Source organism: Nocardioides albertanoniae (assembly GCF_006716315.1).
GTDB lineage: Bacteria > Actinomycetota > Actinomycetes > Propionibacteriales > Nocardioidaceae > Nocardioides > Nocardioides albertanoniae.
Genome location: NZ_VFOV01000001.1, coordinates 1,432,827 through 1,447,053 on the forward strand (window position 1 = coordinate 1,432,827; position 14,227 = coordinate 1,447,053).

Annotated in this window: 14 protein-coding genes; 7 read left to right on the top strand and 7 right to left on the bottom strand. The window is 69.0% G+C overall.

All coding sequences use genetic code 11. The features are described 5' to 3' along the window. Nucleotides 1–109: 109 nt before the first annotated feature. Nucleotides 110–1,936 (top strand): bifunctional metallophosphatase/5'-nucleotidase, encoded by a 1,827-nt coding sequence (locus tag FB381_RS06845; protein WP_141779598.1) that lies wholly within the window; start codon nt 110–112, stop codon nt 1,934–1,936. Between the two features lie 17 nt (nt 1,937–1,953). On the opposite strand, the gene FB381_RS06850 is transcribed toward FB381_RS06845, so the two are convergent. Both FB381_RS06850 and nucS read right to left on the bottom strand, forming a co-directional pair. Further along, entirely contained in the window at nt 1,954–2,202 is a 249-nt protein-coding gene (locus FB381_RS06850; RefSeq protein WP_141779599.1) for a hypothetical protein, read from the bottom strand. A gap of 87 nt (nt 2,203–2,289) precedes the next feature. Continuing rightward, on the bottom strand, nt 2,290–2,964 hold the full coding sequence (gene nucS / locus FB381_RS06855) for an endonuclease NucS (protein ID WP_141779600.1): 675 nt from the start codon (nt 2,962–2,964) through the stop codon (nt 2,290–2,292). Between the two features lie 149 nt (nt 2,965–3,113). On the opposite strand from nucS, the gene FB381_RS06860 reads away from it, so the two are divergent. Then, the gene (locus FB381_RS06860; protein ID WP_141779601.1) at nt 3,114–4,280 is read left to right on the top strand and encodes a 3-hydroxyacyl-CoA dehydrogenase family protein; all 1,167 of its coding nucleotides are present in this window, start codon (nt 3,114–3,116) and stop codon (nt 4,278–4,280) included. Nucleotides 4,281–4,399: 119 nt separating this feature from the next. Here FB381_RS06860 and FB381_RS06865 read toward each other — a convergent pair whose 3' ends face one another. Continuing rightward, nucleotides 4,400–4,903, bottom strand: coding sequence for an SRPBCC family protein (locus tag FB381_RS06865; protein ID WP_141779602.1), 504 nt, complete (start codon nt 4,901–4,903; stop codon nt 4,400–4,402). A 58-nt stretch (nt 4,904–4,961) separates the two neighbouring features. Between FB381_RS06865 and FB381_RS06870 the strand changes: the two genes are divergently transcribed. The 3 genes from FB381_RS06870 (at nt 4,962) to FB381_RS06880 (ending at nt 8,482) form a co-directional block, all read left to right on the top strand. After that, nucleotides 4,962–6,740: a 3-hydroxyacyl-CoA dehydrogenase family protein gene (locus FB381_RS06870; protein WP_141779603.1), complete on the top strand. Its 1,779-nt coding sequence runs from the start codon at nt 4,962–4,964 to the stop codon at nt 6,738–6,740. A gap of 144 nt (nt 6,741–6,884) precedes the next feature. Beyond that, complete coding sequence (locus tag FB381_RS06875; protein ID WP_141779604.1) at nt 6,885–7,673, top strand: hypothetical protein; 789 nt, start codon at nt 6,885–6,887, stop codon at nt 7,671–7,673. Nucleotides 7,674–7,690: 17 nt separating this feature from the next. Next, complete coding sequence (locus FB381_RS06880; protein WP_141779605.1) at nt 7,691–8,482, top strand: alpha/beta fold hydrolase; 792 nt, start codon at nt 7,691–7,693, stop codon at nt 8,480–8,482. A gap of 10 nt (nt 8,483–8,492) precedes the next feature. On the opposite strand, the gene FB381_RS06885 is transcribed toward FB381_RS06880, so the two are convergent. Then, nucleotides 8,493–9,119, bottom strand: coding sequence for a TetR/AcrR family transcriptional regulator (locus tag FB381_RS06885; protein ID WP_170225085.1), 627 nt, complete (start codon nt 9,117–9,119; stop codon nt 8,493–8,495). Nucleotides 9,120–9,162: 43 nt separating this feature from the next. Here FB381_RS06885 and FB381_RS06890 point away from each other — a divergent pair, with 43 nt between their 5' ends. Then, nucleotides 9,163–10,614, top strand: coding sequence for a serine hydrolase domain-containing protein (locus FB381_RS06890; RefSeq protein ID WP_170225086.1), 1,452 nt, complete (start codon nt 9,163–9,165; stop codon nt 10,612–10,614). On the opposite strand, the gene FB381_RS06895 is transcribed toward FB381_RS06890, so the two are convergent. Continuing rightward, nucleotides 10,581–11,243: a response regulator gene (locus tag FB381_RS06895; RefSeq protein WP_141779608.1), complete on the bottom strand. Its 663-nt coding sequence runs from the start codon at nt 11,241–11,243 to the stop codon at nt 10,581–10,583. The two genes, FB381_RS06890 and FB381_RS06895, sit on opposite strands and share 34 nt — an antisense overlap. Beyond that, nucleotides 11,240–12,208 (bottom strand): HAMP domain-containing sensor histidine kinase, encoded by a 969-nt coding sequence (locus FB381_RS06900; RefSeq protein WP_141779609.1) that lies wholly within the window; start codon nt 12,206–12,208, stop codon nt 11,240–11,242. The genes FB381_RS06895 and FB381_RS06900 overlap by 4 nt, the downstream gene beginning before the upstream one ends. Before the next feature lie 101 nt (nt 12,209–12,309). Here FB381_RS06900 and FB381_RS06905 point away from each other — a divergent pair, with 101 nt between their 5' ends. Next, the gene (locus tag FB381_RS06905; RefSeq protein WP_141779610.1) at nt 12,310–13,596 is read left to right on the top strand and encodes an ArsB/NhaD family transporter; all 1,287 of its coding nucleotides are present in this window, start codon (nt 12,310–12,312) and stop codon (nt 13,594–13,596) included. On the opposite strand, the gene FB381_RS06910 is transcribed toward FB381_RS06905, so the two are convergent. Next, nucleotides 13,578–14,198, bottom strand: coding sequence for a CGNR zinc finger domain-containing protein (locus FB381_RS06910; protein ID WP_141779611.1), 621 nt, complete (start codon nt 14,196–14,198; stop codon nt 13,578–13,580). The two genes, FB381_RS06905 and FB381_RS06910, sit on opposite strands and share 19 nt — an antisense overlap. Nucleotides 14,199–14,227: the final 29 nt, after the last annotated feature.

Genomic DNA, 14,227 nt, shown 5'->3' on the forward strand with positions numbered 1-14,227 from the left:
TGGGTGAAGGCGCCTGCGAAGGCGCCTCCTCAAAGCCCGCGCCAAGCGGCGTCGGAAGTGGTAGGAATCTCCTTGCAGACGATTACCTACTCGTGCAAGGACGTTACCGATGCCTCACGCCACCCGCCGCTCTGTCCTGTCCGGTGCCGTCACCGGAGCGGCCGGTCTGGCCGCCGCCGGTTACACCGCCACCCCCGCGTCTGCCGCCCCCAAGGGCGACACGGTGCGGCTGACCGTGCTCGGCACGACCGACCTGCACGGCAACGTCTTCAGCTGGGACTACTACAAGAACGCCGCCTTCTCGAACACCACCGGTGACGAGATCGGCGTCGCGAAGGTCAAGACGCTGATCGACGCCGTCCGCGCGGAGCGCGGCGACGACCCCATCCTCACCATCGACGCGGGCGACACGATCCAGGGCACCCCGCTGGCCTACTACTACGCCCGGATCGACCCGATCACCGATGGCGCGGTCCACCCGATGGCGCGGGCGATGAACCTGGTCGGCTACGACGCCGCCGCGCTCGGCAACCATGAGTTCAACTACGGCATCGACACCCTGCGCACGTTCGAGGAGCAGCTCGACTTCCCGCTGCTCGGCGCCAACGCCGTCGACCCCTCGACCAAGCTCCCGGTCTTCCCGCCCTACATCATCAAGCACTACGACCTCGGCCGCGGCCGCCGCCTCAAGGTGGGCGTGCTCGGACTGACCAACCCCGGCATCGCGATCTGGGACAAGGCCAACGTCGAGGGCAAGATGGAGTTCCCCGGGCTGGTCGAGCAGGCCTCGATCTACGTGCCCGAGCTCAAGAAGGCCGGCTGCGACCTCGTCATCATCAGCGCCCACTCCGGCGCCGACACCTCCAGCTCCTACGGTGACGAGCTGCCCCCGGAGAACGCTGCCACCCTGGTCGCCGAGCAGGTGCCCGACGTCGACGCGATCCTCGTCGGCCACGCCCACCGTGAGATCACCGAGCGTTTCGTCACCAACACCGAGACCGGCAAGCAGGTGCTGCTGACCGAGCCGCTCTACTGGGGCATGCGCGTCTCCGTGATCGATCTGGTCGTACGCCGCGAGAAGGGTCACGGCAAGCCGCGCTGGGTCCTGGAGTCGGCGACGGCGCAGACCCTCAACTCCAACACCGTCGACCCCGACCTGGAGGTCTCGGCCGCGGTGCAGGAGCAGCACGAGGTGGTGATCGACTACGTCAACTCCGTCGTCGGCACCTCGGCGGTCGAGATGCTGGCCGCGCGGGCGGTCGTCGAGGACGTACCCATCATCGACTTCGTCAACTTCGTGCAGGCCGACGCGGTCAAGGCGGCATTGACGGGGGCCGACGCGGAGCTGCCGGTCATCTCGATCGCCGCTCCGTTCAGCCGTGCGGCCGCCTTCCCTGCAGGTGAGGTGACCGTACGCGACGTGGCCGGCCTCTACATCTACGACAACACCCTGATGGCGGTGAAGGTGACCGGCGCCCAGGTCAAGGACTACCTCGAATACACCGCGCGCTACTTCAAGCAGATCAGCGGCACCGGCCCGTTCCCGATCGACGACGTCACCAACGCGCCCACCGACACCGCGCCCAACGGCACCCCCGACTACAACTTCGACACGATCTCGGGCCTCGACGCGGCGCTGACCTACGACATCGACATCGCCGCCGCCGTCGGCTCGCGTATCACCGACCTCGCCTACGACGGGGTCGCGGTCGCCGACGACCAGGAGTTCGTGCTCGCGGTCAACAACTACCGCCAGTCGGGTGGTGGCGGCTTCCCGCACGTGACCGACGCGCCCGTGGTCTACAACCAGCAGGTCGAGATCCGTCAGCTGCTCATCGACTGGGTCACCGCCAACCAGGTCATCGACCCCGCCGAGTTCGCCTCGGCCGACTGGCGCCTGGTCTCCGGCGGCGACCCGATCACCGTGACGTCCTGATCGTCGGGCGGTGGTTCTCAGCGGGGGTTGATCCAGTTGATGATCTGGCTCATCGAGAGCATCAGATCGTCGAGCCGGCGCTCCATGTTGTCGAGCCGCGCGTTGACGTCGTCCAGCGCGGCGTCGGAGCGCTCGGATCTGCTCTTGATCGCGTGGAACTCCGCCGTGTGCATCTGCTGCATCGTCAGCAGGTCGATCATGATCGCCTCGACGTCGCTCACGGACAGGCGGCCCCCAACGCCATGCCCCGAGTGGTTCATGGACATGCGTGAATCCTGGCACGCTCGCTGGTGTCGCGTGGGGGAATGTCGGTGCACTTGCGTGAACTTGCCTACGCGTGCATCAACTGTTGCTCAGAAGAGTCTCTCGGTCGGGTCGTCGAGGCCGCGCAGGGCGTCGTAGTCGACGACGGCGCACGTGATGCCGCGGTCCTCGGCGAGCACGCGCGCCTGCGGCTTGATCGCCTGGGCCGCGAAGATGCCCCGCACGGGTGCGAGCAGCGGGTCGCGGTTGAGCAGCTCGAGATAGCGGGTGAGCTGCTCGACGCCGTCGATCTCGCCGCGTCGTTTGATCTCGACCGCCACCGAGCGGCCTTCGGCGTCGCGGCACATCAGGTCGACCGGCCCGATCGGGGTGGGGAACTCGCGGCGTACGAGGATCAGCCCTTCGCCCAAGGTGGAGGGATGGTCGGCGAGGAGCTCCTGGAGGTGCTTCTCGACGCCGTCCTTCTGCAGGCCCGGGTCGACGCCGAGGTCGTGGGAGGTCTCGTGGTGGATCTCGTCGATCAGGATGCGCAGGGTGTCGTCGGTCTTGCTGGTCACCGTCCACTCGACACGACCGTCCTCGGACTTGCCCTCGGAGAGGGTGCAGGGCGGCGACATCCAGTTGAGCGGTTTGTAGGAGCCGCCGTCGGAATGGACCAGCACCGATCCGTCGGCCTTGATCATCAACACTCTGGTGGCCATCGGGAGGTGGGCGGTGAGCCGCCCGGCGTAGTCGACCTGACAGGTGGCAACGACGAGTCTCACCCGGGAAACCTATCGCATGAGGTGACCCGGACCGGTCAGGCGTCGGTCGACTCGAGGAACGAGTCCGGCGCCATGTCCACGCGCGTGTGAGCAGGCTCACGTGGACGATGGGTTACTCGCCGGTAATAAAGATGGCAGTCTTCGTTCGCATGACGGATTCGACTCAGGGTTCCATCCATGACGCGCTCGTACTGCCCTACCTCAACCACGCGATTCGCATGCTTGAGTCCGGCTACGCCACCGCCACCGACATCGACAACGCCATGCGCTTCGGCTGCGGCTACCCCAAGGGCCCGCTGACCACGGTCGACGAGCTCGGCGCATCTGTCGTACGCGACGCCCTGCTCGCCCGCTTCGAGGAGTCCGGCGACAACCTGCACAAGCCTGCCGACCTGCTCACCAAGACCGCCGACGAGGGCGGCTCGTTCACCGCGGCCGACGGTGACGACGCCCAGGCTCCGCAGCTGCGCCACACGATCGAGAAGATCGGCGTCGTCGGCACCGGCACGATGGCCTCGGGCATCGTCCAGGTCTTCGCGCAGGTCGGCTTCGACGTCGTTTTCGTCGGCCGCTCGCAGGAGAAGCTCGACGCCGTCGTCGCCGGGATCACCAAGGCGCTCGACAAGGCCATCGCCAAGGGCCGCTCGGACGAGGAGACCAAGACCGCGGTGCTCGGCCGTCTGACCGGGAGCACCTCGCGCGAGGACCTCGCCCAGGCCGACCTGATCGTCGAGGGCATCGCTGAGGACCTCGACATCAAGACCCAGCTGTTCACCGACCTCGACCGCATCGCCAAGCCTGGCGCGATCCTCGCGACCACGACCAGCTCGATGCCGATCACCGAGCTCGCCAAGGTCACCTCGCGCCCCGCCGACGTCATCGGCATGCACTTCTTCAACCCGGCCCCGATCATGAAGCTCGTCGAGGTCGTCACCACCGACCTCACCTCGCCCGAGGTCGACGAGACCGTGCGCGCGCTGTCCACCGCGGTCAAGAAGGTGCCGGTCTCCTGCGGCGACCGCTCCGGCTTCATCGTCAACGCGCTGCTGTTCCCCTACCTCAACGACGCCGTCAAGTTCCACGAGTCGGGCGTCGCCATCGACGAGATCAACGCGGCGATCAAGGAGACCGCCGGTCTGCCGATGGGCCCGTTCGAGCTCCTCGACGTCGTCGGCAACGACGTCTCGCTCGCCATCCAGACCGAGCTCCGCAACGAGTTCGGCGAGCCCGGCTTCGAGCCCGCCGCGCTCCTGGCGCAGAAGGTCGAGGAAGGCAAGCTCGGTCGCAAGACCGGCGAGGGCTTCCACACCTACTGATCCGCCGAGAGGTCACTCCCGCAGGTCGAAGAGTCACTTCTGCAGGTCGAGCCGTCACGAAGGTGACGGCTCGACCTGCATTTCTGACCTCTCGACCTGCAGAGGTGACGCTTCGGCGCTCAGGGTGTGGGGTAGCCGCGGCGTACGGCTCGTTCGAGGATCCCCAGGGTGGCTCGGATGGACTTCTGGTCGATGACCGGGAAGATCGGCTTCCAGTCGGGGTGGGCGGTGGACCAGTCGCAGTAGGAGACGACGCGGGTGTCGCCCGAATCGAGCTGCTCGAGCTCGTAGCCGAAACGGTGGCCGATCGGAGGCTTGATGGTGCCGTCGATGGTCCATTCGATCCTGATCGCCGGCTCGAAGGCCGTGATGATCACGGTGACCTCGTACCTGCCCATCGGGTAGTCGCCCAGGGCCTCACGGTCCATGTGGACGACGAATCGGTCATCGACCGCGCCCACCGGTGAGCCCTCCGACGACTGGAGCATGCCGGAGGCGTCGATGGCGACGTGGCCGTCGGGGTCGGTGAGGACGGCGAAGATGTCGGTGGGGGAGGCGGGGATGATCCGCTCGGCCTCGATGCGCTCGGCGGCTGAGGCCTCGGTCTGGGTCTGATCGGTCACGGGGCCGAATGTAGCGGCACCCCCTGTGCGTCGGATCACACCGTGGCAGGATGCGGGCATGAGTGAGCGCACGATCGAGACAGTCGGAGTCGTCGGCCTGGGCACCATGGGTGCCGGCATCGCGGAGGTGTTCGCCCGCAACGGGTTCACCGTCGTCGGGGTGGAACGGGACGAGGAGGGCCTCGAGCGAGGCAAGGAGCACCTGGCCAACTCGACGGGCCGCGCGGTCAAGCGCGGCAAGCTCAGCGCCGACGAGCAGGAGGCGCTGCTCGGCCGGATCACCTTCGCCACCGATCCGACGGCCCTCAAGGACGCCGACTTCGTCGTCGAGGCGGTCGTCGAGTCGCTCGAGCTGAAGAAGAAGATCCTCGCCACCCTCGACGAGATCGTCGCGCCCGACACGATCCTGGCGACCAACACGTCCTCCCTCTCGGTGACCGAGATCTCGACCGCGTCGCAGAAGCCGGGCCGCGTGGTCGGCGTCCACTTCTTCAACCCCGCGCCGGTGCAGAAGTTCGTCGAGATCGTACGCACCGTGGTGACCGAGGCCGAGGTGCTCGAAGACGCTCGGGAGGTCGTCGGCAAGCTCGGCAAGTCGCCGGTGGTCTGCGGCGACCGGGCCGGCTTCATCGCCAACGCGCTGCTCTTCGGCTACCTGAACCACGCGGTCTCGATGTTCGAGGGCCACTACGCCACCCGCGAGGACATCGACACCGCGATGCGCCTGGGCTGCGGCTACCCGATGGGCCCGCTGGCGCTGCTCGACCTGATCGGGCTCGACACCTCCTACGAGATCCTCGACACGATGTACCGCCAGGGCCGCGACCGCCTCCACGCTCCGTCGCCGATCCTCAAGCAGATGGTCACCGCCGGGATGCTCGGCCGAAAGTCGGGCCGCGGCTTCTACACCTACGAGGGCGCCGACTCACCCGTCGTGGTGCCCGACGGCCTCACCCCGAGCGCCGACGCCACCCACGAGCTGCGCCGCCAGGTCTCGAAGGTCGGCGTCGTCGGCACCGGCACGATGGCTTCCGGCATCGTCGAGGTCTTCGCCAAGGGCGGCTACGACGTGACGTACGTCGGGCGCAGCCAGGACAAGGTCGCCAAGGTGAACGAGAAGATCACCAAGAGCCTCGACAAGGCGATCGGGCGGGGCAAGCTGGAGGAGTCGGCGAAGCCCGAGATCCTCGGCCGGCTGACCGGCACCACCTCGCTCGACGACCTGGCCGACGTCGACATCGTCGTGGAGGCGATCGCGGAGGACCTGGCCATCAAGACCACGCTCTTCGAGAACCTCGACGACATCTGCAAGCCCGGCGCGATCCTGGCCACGACCACCTCGAGCCTGCCGGTCATCGAGCTGGCCAAGGTCACCAAGCGGCCGGCCGACGTCGTCGGGATGCACTTCTTCAACCCGGCGCCGGTGATGAAGCTGGTCGAGGTGGTCTCGACGGTCACCACGTCCGAGGACGTCTCCGAGACCGTTCGCGCGCTCTGCTCCGACATCGGCAAGTCGCCGGTCTCGTGCGGTGACCGGGCAGGGTTCATCGTCAACGCGCTGCTGTTCCCCTACCTCAACGACGCCGTCAAGATGCTCGAGGGCCACTACGCGACCGCCGACGACATCGACACCGCGATGAAGCTCGGCTGCGCACTGCCGATGGGCCCCTTCGAGCTCCTCGACGTCGTCGGCAACGACGTCTCGCTGGCCATCGAGCGCGAGCTCTACCTCGAGTTCCGCGAGCCGGGTTTCGCGCCCGCGCCGCTGCTGGAGCACCTGGTCACCGCCGGCTACCTCGGCCGCAAGACCGGCAAGGGGTTCCGCGACTACAGCTGATCCGAGCGCGCCTGAGCGTTCCTCCGTCAAGGTATGCAGGTCGAGGCGCACATCCCACGCGGAGCTCCCCGTGGGATGTGCGCCTTCGTCTGCATACCTTGACGGAGGAACCCCCGCGCCCACCCCAGCAGTACGCTGGTCGACGTGGGACTTCTGATCGCACTCCTCGTCGTCGTCGCGGTGATCGGCACCGTGGTCGTGACCAGCAGGCGCTCGCAGGCGCGGGCCCTGGAAAAGCAGCGCGCTGACCTCGAGCCGGTCAAGCAGCTCGCCTTCGAAGACGTCACCGCGTTCGGTGAAGAGCTCCAGAAGCTCGACCTCGAGATGGCCGGGCAGGCGCTCGACGAGGGCGCCAACGCCGACTATCAGCGTGCGCTCGACGAATACGAGACCGCGAAGCGGGCCGTCGACAAGATGGAGAAGCCCGAGGACGTCAAGGGCATCACCGAGATCGTCGAGGACGGGCGCTACGCGGTGGCGTGTGTGCAGGCGCGAGTCGCCGGCGAGGCGCTGCCGACCCGGCGTCCGCCGTGCTTCTTCGACCCGCGCCACGGGCTCTCCGTCGAAGACGTGGAGTGGGCGCCGCCGGGCGGCACCTCGCGCGACGTACCGGCCTGTGCGCTCGACGCCGAGCGGGTCAAGGCGGGCGCCGAGCCCGACACCCGCAAGGTGATGGTCGGCAACGAGCGGGTGCCCTACTGGCAGGGCGGCCCGGCCTACCGGCCCTACGCGGCGGGCTACTTCGGCGCGTTCTCGCCGATGGACTGGATGTTCGCCGGGCTGATGTTCAGCGCGTTCGGCGGCTTCGACGCCTTCGGTGAGATCGGTGAGGGCATGGGCGACGCGATCGGTGGTATCGGCGACGGCCTCGGTGACATGTTCGGCGGCATCGGCGACGGCATCGGTGACATGTTCGACGGCTTCGACTTCTAGCGACGTACGCTTCGCAGGTGCCACCACTTCATACGCTCGAGCTCGGTGAGAGCGGCAGCCGCGTCGTCTTCCTGCACGGCCTCTTCGGCCAGGGACGCAACTGGAACACCCTCGGCAAGCAGCTTGCCGGCGACCACCGAGTGAGCCTCGTCGACCTGCCCCACCACGGTCGTTCGCCGCATCCGGACGCCTTCGACTACCTCGAGGTCACCGCCTCGGTCGCCGAGCTGCTCTCTGCTGATGACGGGTCCGACGACCCGGCCACCGTGGTCGGCCACTCGATGGGCGGCAAGGTCGCCATGCTGCTCGCGATCACCCGACCCGAGCTGGTCGCGAAGCTGGTCGTGGCCGACATGTCGCCGGTCGTCTACGAGAAGGCACGCGACTTCAAGACGTACGTCGATGCCCTCAACGGCCTCGATCTCGGCTCGATCACCCGCCGCGACGAGGCCGACGCCGCGCTGCAGCCCGCCGTGCCGGACCCGACGATCCGCGGTTTCCTGCTGCAGAACCTGCGCCGCGAGGGTGACGGCTGGCGCTGGGCGATGAACCTCCCGGTGCTCGGCCGCGACCTCGACCGCATCGGTGACTGGCCCGCCGACGACCTGAAGGGGTTCGACCCCTACGACGGCCCGGTGCTGTGGCTGGCGGGGGAGCGGTCGAGCTACGTCACCGACGACTACGCGCCGGCCATGAAGGGATGGTTCCCGCGCTATCGCAAGGTGACCGTCAAGGGCGCCGGCCACTGGATCCACTCCGAGAAGCCGGAGACCTTCCTGGCGGCCCTCGAGCAGTTCCTCGCCTCCTAGCGGCGCACCGCTAGACCTCCCGGGCGCAGGGGCCCGCGAACACCGACGCCATCCGTGCGGCGACCGCCGTCTCGGCGCGCCGCTGGGCTGCCCTGCTCGGGTCGATGAGGAGGCGCACGGCGAGACCCTGCGTCAGCGCGAACGCCGCGTCGCTCTCGAGCAGGGCATCGGTCTCGGGCGCGACCTCGCCGCACTCCATCCCGTTGCGTACGGCGTGCGCGATGCGGTCGCCGAGCCGTCGGTCGAAGGCGCGCTGGTGCTCGGCAAGGGTCGGGTTGTCGAGGGCGAGCCCGGCGAAAGCGTGCCGGAGATAGGCCTCGTCGCGGTGGCTGGTGTCGAGCGGGAGCAGCTCGAGCAGACCGGCGCCGAGCATGTGCTCGATGCGGGCGTGTCGGCGCTCGGCGCGGGCGATCGCCGTCGTGATCCGGCTGTCGATCTCGTCGAGCAGCGTGCGCAGGGTGTCGGCGAGCAGCGCCTCCTTGGAGTCGTAGTAGTGCTGCACCAGGCCGACGGAGACGCCTGCGGCCTTGGCGGTGCCCGCGACGGTCACGGCGCCGAGGCCGGAGGTGAGGGCAAGCGTGCGCACGCCCGAGGTGATCTGCGCTCGGCGGGCGTCGTGGTCTGCGGTCCTGGTCATCGTCGAATGATAACAATATGGGCATACGGTTATGGTGTACGACATGGACGGTTCTCGAGCTCTCGCACGCGCACTCGCCGTGATTGCGGTCGTCATCGTCGGCGCGGCAGTGCCGGCGGCTGCCGGAACGGCTATGGCCCGGGAGGGCGACGGTGCCGTGGAGGCGTACGTCGACAGCTGGCGGGAGGTCAACCACGTGCCCGGGGCGGCGGTCGCGGTCATCGACGCAGACGGCGTGCAGACCTATGTCTCGGGCGAGGACGGAGACGGGGCCGCCGTCTCGCGCACGACGCCGTTCCTGGTGGGATCGGTCGCGAAGACGTTCACCAGCGCACTGGTGCTCCGCCTGGTCGATGAGGGCCGCCTCCGGCTCGACGACCCGGTGCAGGAGCATCTGCCGTGGCTGGACGCGCCGCGGGTGAGCGTGCGTCAGCTGCTCACCCACACGGCCGGCTACACGGCCGGTGACGGGCTCGCGGTCTCGGAGCGGTTCGACAGCTCGCCCGGGGCGCTGCGCCGGGCGGCGGGCGACCTCGAGCGCCACGGCACGCCGGGGCGCTATGCCTACAACAGCGCCGACTATCTCGTGCTGGGTGCCCTGATCGAGGAGGTGACGGGGCGCTCGTTCGCCTCCGTCGTCGAGGAGTCCCTCTTCGATCCGGTCGGGATGACGGAGACCGCCGCCGATGCACAGGGCGCCGATGCGCTCCCGCCCGGCCACCGACAGTGGTGGGGGTGGACGCGTGCCTACGACCCCGGCTTCGACGAGTCCGGTGCGTCCTACGGCTACGTCGTCTCGACGCTCGATGACCTGACGACGTACGCCCGAGCCCTGCTGGCCGGCGAGGTGCTGCCGCACAGCCTCGAGGACGAGGCCTGGAGCGTGCAGGAGGTCACCGGAGCGGGGCGCGGCTACGGCTACGGCTGGAGCGTCGAGGACGGTGACCAGCCTCGCGTCCATCACACGGGTGCCACTCCCGGCTACTTCGCCCATGTCTCCCTGGTGCCCGAGGAGGGTCGTGCCGTCGTCGTCCTCGCCAACGCCTACGCCGAGAAGCGCGCCCCGAGCCTGGCGGCCGCGGCCGCCGACATCGACCGGATCGCGCGCGGCGGGTCGGCGAGCGTACGAGGCGGCGACCCGATCCTGACGGCCGCGCCGTGGCTGCTGATGGCCTTCGTCCCGCTCGGTCTGGGGCTCGCCCTGGCCGCCCGCCGCGGCCCGCGCTCGCCGAGGCTCAGATGGGCGTGCGCGGCGGTCGCCGCGCTGGCCACCGGTGCTCTGGCCGTGCTGCCGCGACTGCTGGGCGGGTCGTTCGGCACGGCGTTCACATGGCTGCCCGACCTGGCGCTCGGTGTCGTCGCGAGCAGCGCGACGCTGCTGCTCGTGGCCGTCTCCTGCGCGGTCCGGCCCCGAGGACTCCTGCAGCCGGCTCCCGCCGCCCTCGAGAGGCTCGAGGGCGGTCAGGGCTCGATGAGCCCCGACCGGATGGCGTAGCGGGTCACCTGGGTGCGATCGCGCAGGCCCAGCTTGGCGAGGATGTTCTCCCGGTGTCGCTCGACGGTCTTGTAGGAGATCGTGAGCTCGCGGGCGATCTCGCGGGTCGAGTGGCCTTCCGCGATGAGCTTGAGCACCTCGTCCTCGCGTTCGGTGAGCACGGTGGCCGGCAGGCTCTCGCCGCGCTTGAGGCGGTCGAGGTAGTCGCGCACCATGGCGCTCATCGCGCCGGGGTAGACGAAGGCCTGGCCGTTCATCGCGGTGCGGCAGGCTTTGACGAGGTCCTCGTCGGCGACCGACTTGAGCACGTAGCCGCTGGCCCCGACCTTGAGGGCCTCGAAGAAGTACTGCTCGTTGTCGTGCATCGAGAGCATCAGCATCTTCGGTGGCGTACGCATCCGCGCGATGGTGCGCGCGGCCTGGAGCCCGGTCGTGCGGGGCATGGCGACGTCGAGGATGACCAGGTCGACCTCGACGTCGCGCAGTGCGGCGATGGCCTCGGTGCCGTCGGCGGCCTCGGCGACGACCTCGAGGTCGGGCTCGGCGTCGAGGATCAGGCGCACGCCGCGACGCACCAGGGTGTGGTCGTCGGCGAGCAGGATGCGGATCTTCGCAGATGTGGGCGTCACAGCGGGACCTCCAGACGGACGACGGTGCCGTGGCCAGCGGTGCTGGTGACGCTCAGGTCGGCGCCGACGAGCAGGGCCCGCTCGCGCATGCCGCTGATGCCGGCGCCGGGCACGAGATCGGCACTGCCGCGGCCGTCGTCGGAGACGGTGAGCACTGCCTTGTCGCCCACCTTGCACAGCGAGAGCTCGGCGGTGCCGGCGTGCGCGTGGCGCACCACGTTGGTGAGCGCCTCCTGGGCGACCCGGTAGACCACGAGCTCGCGATCCTGGGGCAGATCGGGCAGGCCCCGCCCGATGGTGCGGCGCACGGTCGTGCGGCCGAGTGCGCCGACGTCGGTGGTCAGTGCGGCCAGGGCGGCGTGCAGGCCGAGATCCTCGAGCACCCCCGGTCGCAGCTGTCGCGCCACGCGGCGTACGTCGTCGATGCCAGTGCGTGCGGACTCGCGGACGGCGGAGAGCTCGGGGCGCACCTCTTCCGGCACCTGTCGCTCCAGCCCCTTGAGCCCCAGGAGCACGACCGTCAGCGACTGGCCGACCTCGTCGTGAAGCTCCTGGGCGATCCGGTGGCGCTCGGCCTCCTGCGCCGCCAGGGCCTTGGCGTTGCTGGTGCTCCGCTCGGTCTCCAGCCGCTCGAGCATCGCGTTGTAGCTGGCCACCAGGCGGGCACCGGCGCCGTTGCCGTGGGTCGGCAGGCGCTGGTCGGGGGAGGGGCGGTCGACCGAGTCCATCGTGCGGATCACCCGGTCGATCGGGGCCAGGCTGCGCAGCAGCAGGAGGGCGTTGAGGGTCGCCATGGCGGCCAGGCCGACGGTCAGGATGATCGCCTCCGAGGCCAGCACCCGCTCCGAGACCCGGGCCGGCGACAGCGCCAGGACCAGGGTGCCGACACAGAAGACCGTCCCGTTGGTCAGGCACACCTGCCAGTAGAGGGGAAGATGACTCGTCCCGCCACGTCGGTTGCTCATGTGGCAAGCCTGACACGTTCTTCGGCAAGGACTTATGGGTGTCAGCACCCATTCGGATCCGGCGCGTATTAACGGAGAGTCGTTGGCATGGAGCTCAACGCATGATCGTTTACGCCGCGCTGGCGATCTTCATCGTGACCTACGGACTCATCGCCACCGAGCGTTTTCATCGGGTAGCAGCAGCCCTCGGGGGCGTCGCGGCGATGGTGGTGATCGGGATCATCAACGCGGAGTCGGCCTTCTTCAGCCATGAGACGGGGGTCGACTGGGACGTCATCTTCCTGCTCTTCGGGATGATGGTGATAGTCGGAGTGCTCAAGCAGACCGGTCTGTTCGAGTTCCTCGCGCTCTGGGCGGTCAGGCACTCGGGCGGGCGCCCGGCCCGGCTGGCGACCCTGCTGATCCTGGTGACCGCGGCGCTCTCCCCGATCCTCGACAACGTCACGACGGTGCTGCTGGTCACGCCGGTCACGCTCTCGGTCTGCGAGCGTCTCGGCCTGCGCCCGATGCCCTACCTGATCTCGCTGATCCTTGCGGCCAACGTCGGCGGCACGTCCACGCTCATCGCCGACCCGCCCAACATCATCATCGCGAGCCGCGCCAACCTGACCTTCGACGACTTCCTGGTGCACTCGCTGCCGTTGTGCCTGATCCTGCTGGTGGTCCTGATCGGCCTGGTCCGGGTGCTCTTCCGCAAAGATCTGCGGGGTCACGTCGAGCTCGACGGCCTCATCGAGCCGCCGGCCTCGGCGATCCCCGACCGCGGGCTGCTCTACCGCTGCCTGGCCGTGCTCGGGCTGGTCATGCTCGCGTTCGGGCTGCACACCGAGCTCCACCTGGATCCGTCGCTGGTCGCCATGCTCGGCGCCGGTGCGATGGTGGTGGTCTCGCAGACCAAGACCGAGGAGTTCCTCGAGGAGGTCGAGTGGGCGACGCTGGCCTTCTTCATGGCGCTGTTCGTGCTGGTCGGCGGGTTGGTCGAGGTCGGCGTGATCGGGGCCGTCGGGACGTACGCCGCCGAGCTGATGGGCGACAACGAGCTCGCCGGGGTGACCGGCCTGATGATCGGGTCGGCGGTTGTCGGCGGGTTCGTCGACAACATCCCTTACACCGCGGCGATGGTGCCGATCGTGGAGGAGATGGTGGCCTCGACGTCGTCGTCGGGCGCCGACAGCCCGCTGTGGTGGGCGCTCGTCTTCGGTGCGGACCTGGGCGGCAACACGACCGCCGTCGCGGCCGGTGCCAACGTGGTGGTGCTCGGCCTGGCCGCCAAAGCCGGTCATCCGATCAGCTTCTGGAAGTTCACCCGCTACGGCATCGTGGTGACCGCCGTGACCCTCGCGGTGGCCTGGGTCTACGTCGCGCTCCGCTACTTCGTGCTGGCCTGACTGCTCGCCCGACTGCTCGCCTGGCCACTGGACTGACCGCTGGCCGTCTGGCCGCCTGCCGCGCCCTGACGCTCGCGGTAGGCGGCGACGGCGTTGCGGTTGGTGCAGGTCGCCGAGCAGTAGCGCTTGGAGCGGTTGCGGGAGAGGTCCACGACGATCCCGGCGCAGCCCTCGTCGGCGCACACGGCGAGCCGGGAGAGCTCGTCGGTGCGGATGACGTCGACCATCGCCATCGCGGTCTCCACCGCGATCCTGGTGGCCAGCGGAGCGTCGAACCCGGTGGCGTGGATGTGCCAGTCGTACGTCGTGTGTCGCACGAGCTGGGGAGTGGCGTCGTGCTCGGCCAGCATCTGGTTGGCCAGGCGCACCGCCTCGCCCTCCTCGGCGACCAGGAGGTCACGCAGGCGCGGGCGGAGCGCGCGCACCTCGTCGAGCTCGGCGCGGGTCCTGTCGTGCCGGCCGGTGTATCCGTAGGACTCGAACAGCTCCGAAAGGTCGTCGACCGTGGTCAGCTCGTCGACCGCACCGGGGGAGAGGGCCAGGGTGTTGGCGAGCGAGGCCGCCGCCTGGAGACCTACACCGGTGTCATGGGTGAAAACCATGTTGACACATTACCGCGCCGGTGGGATTG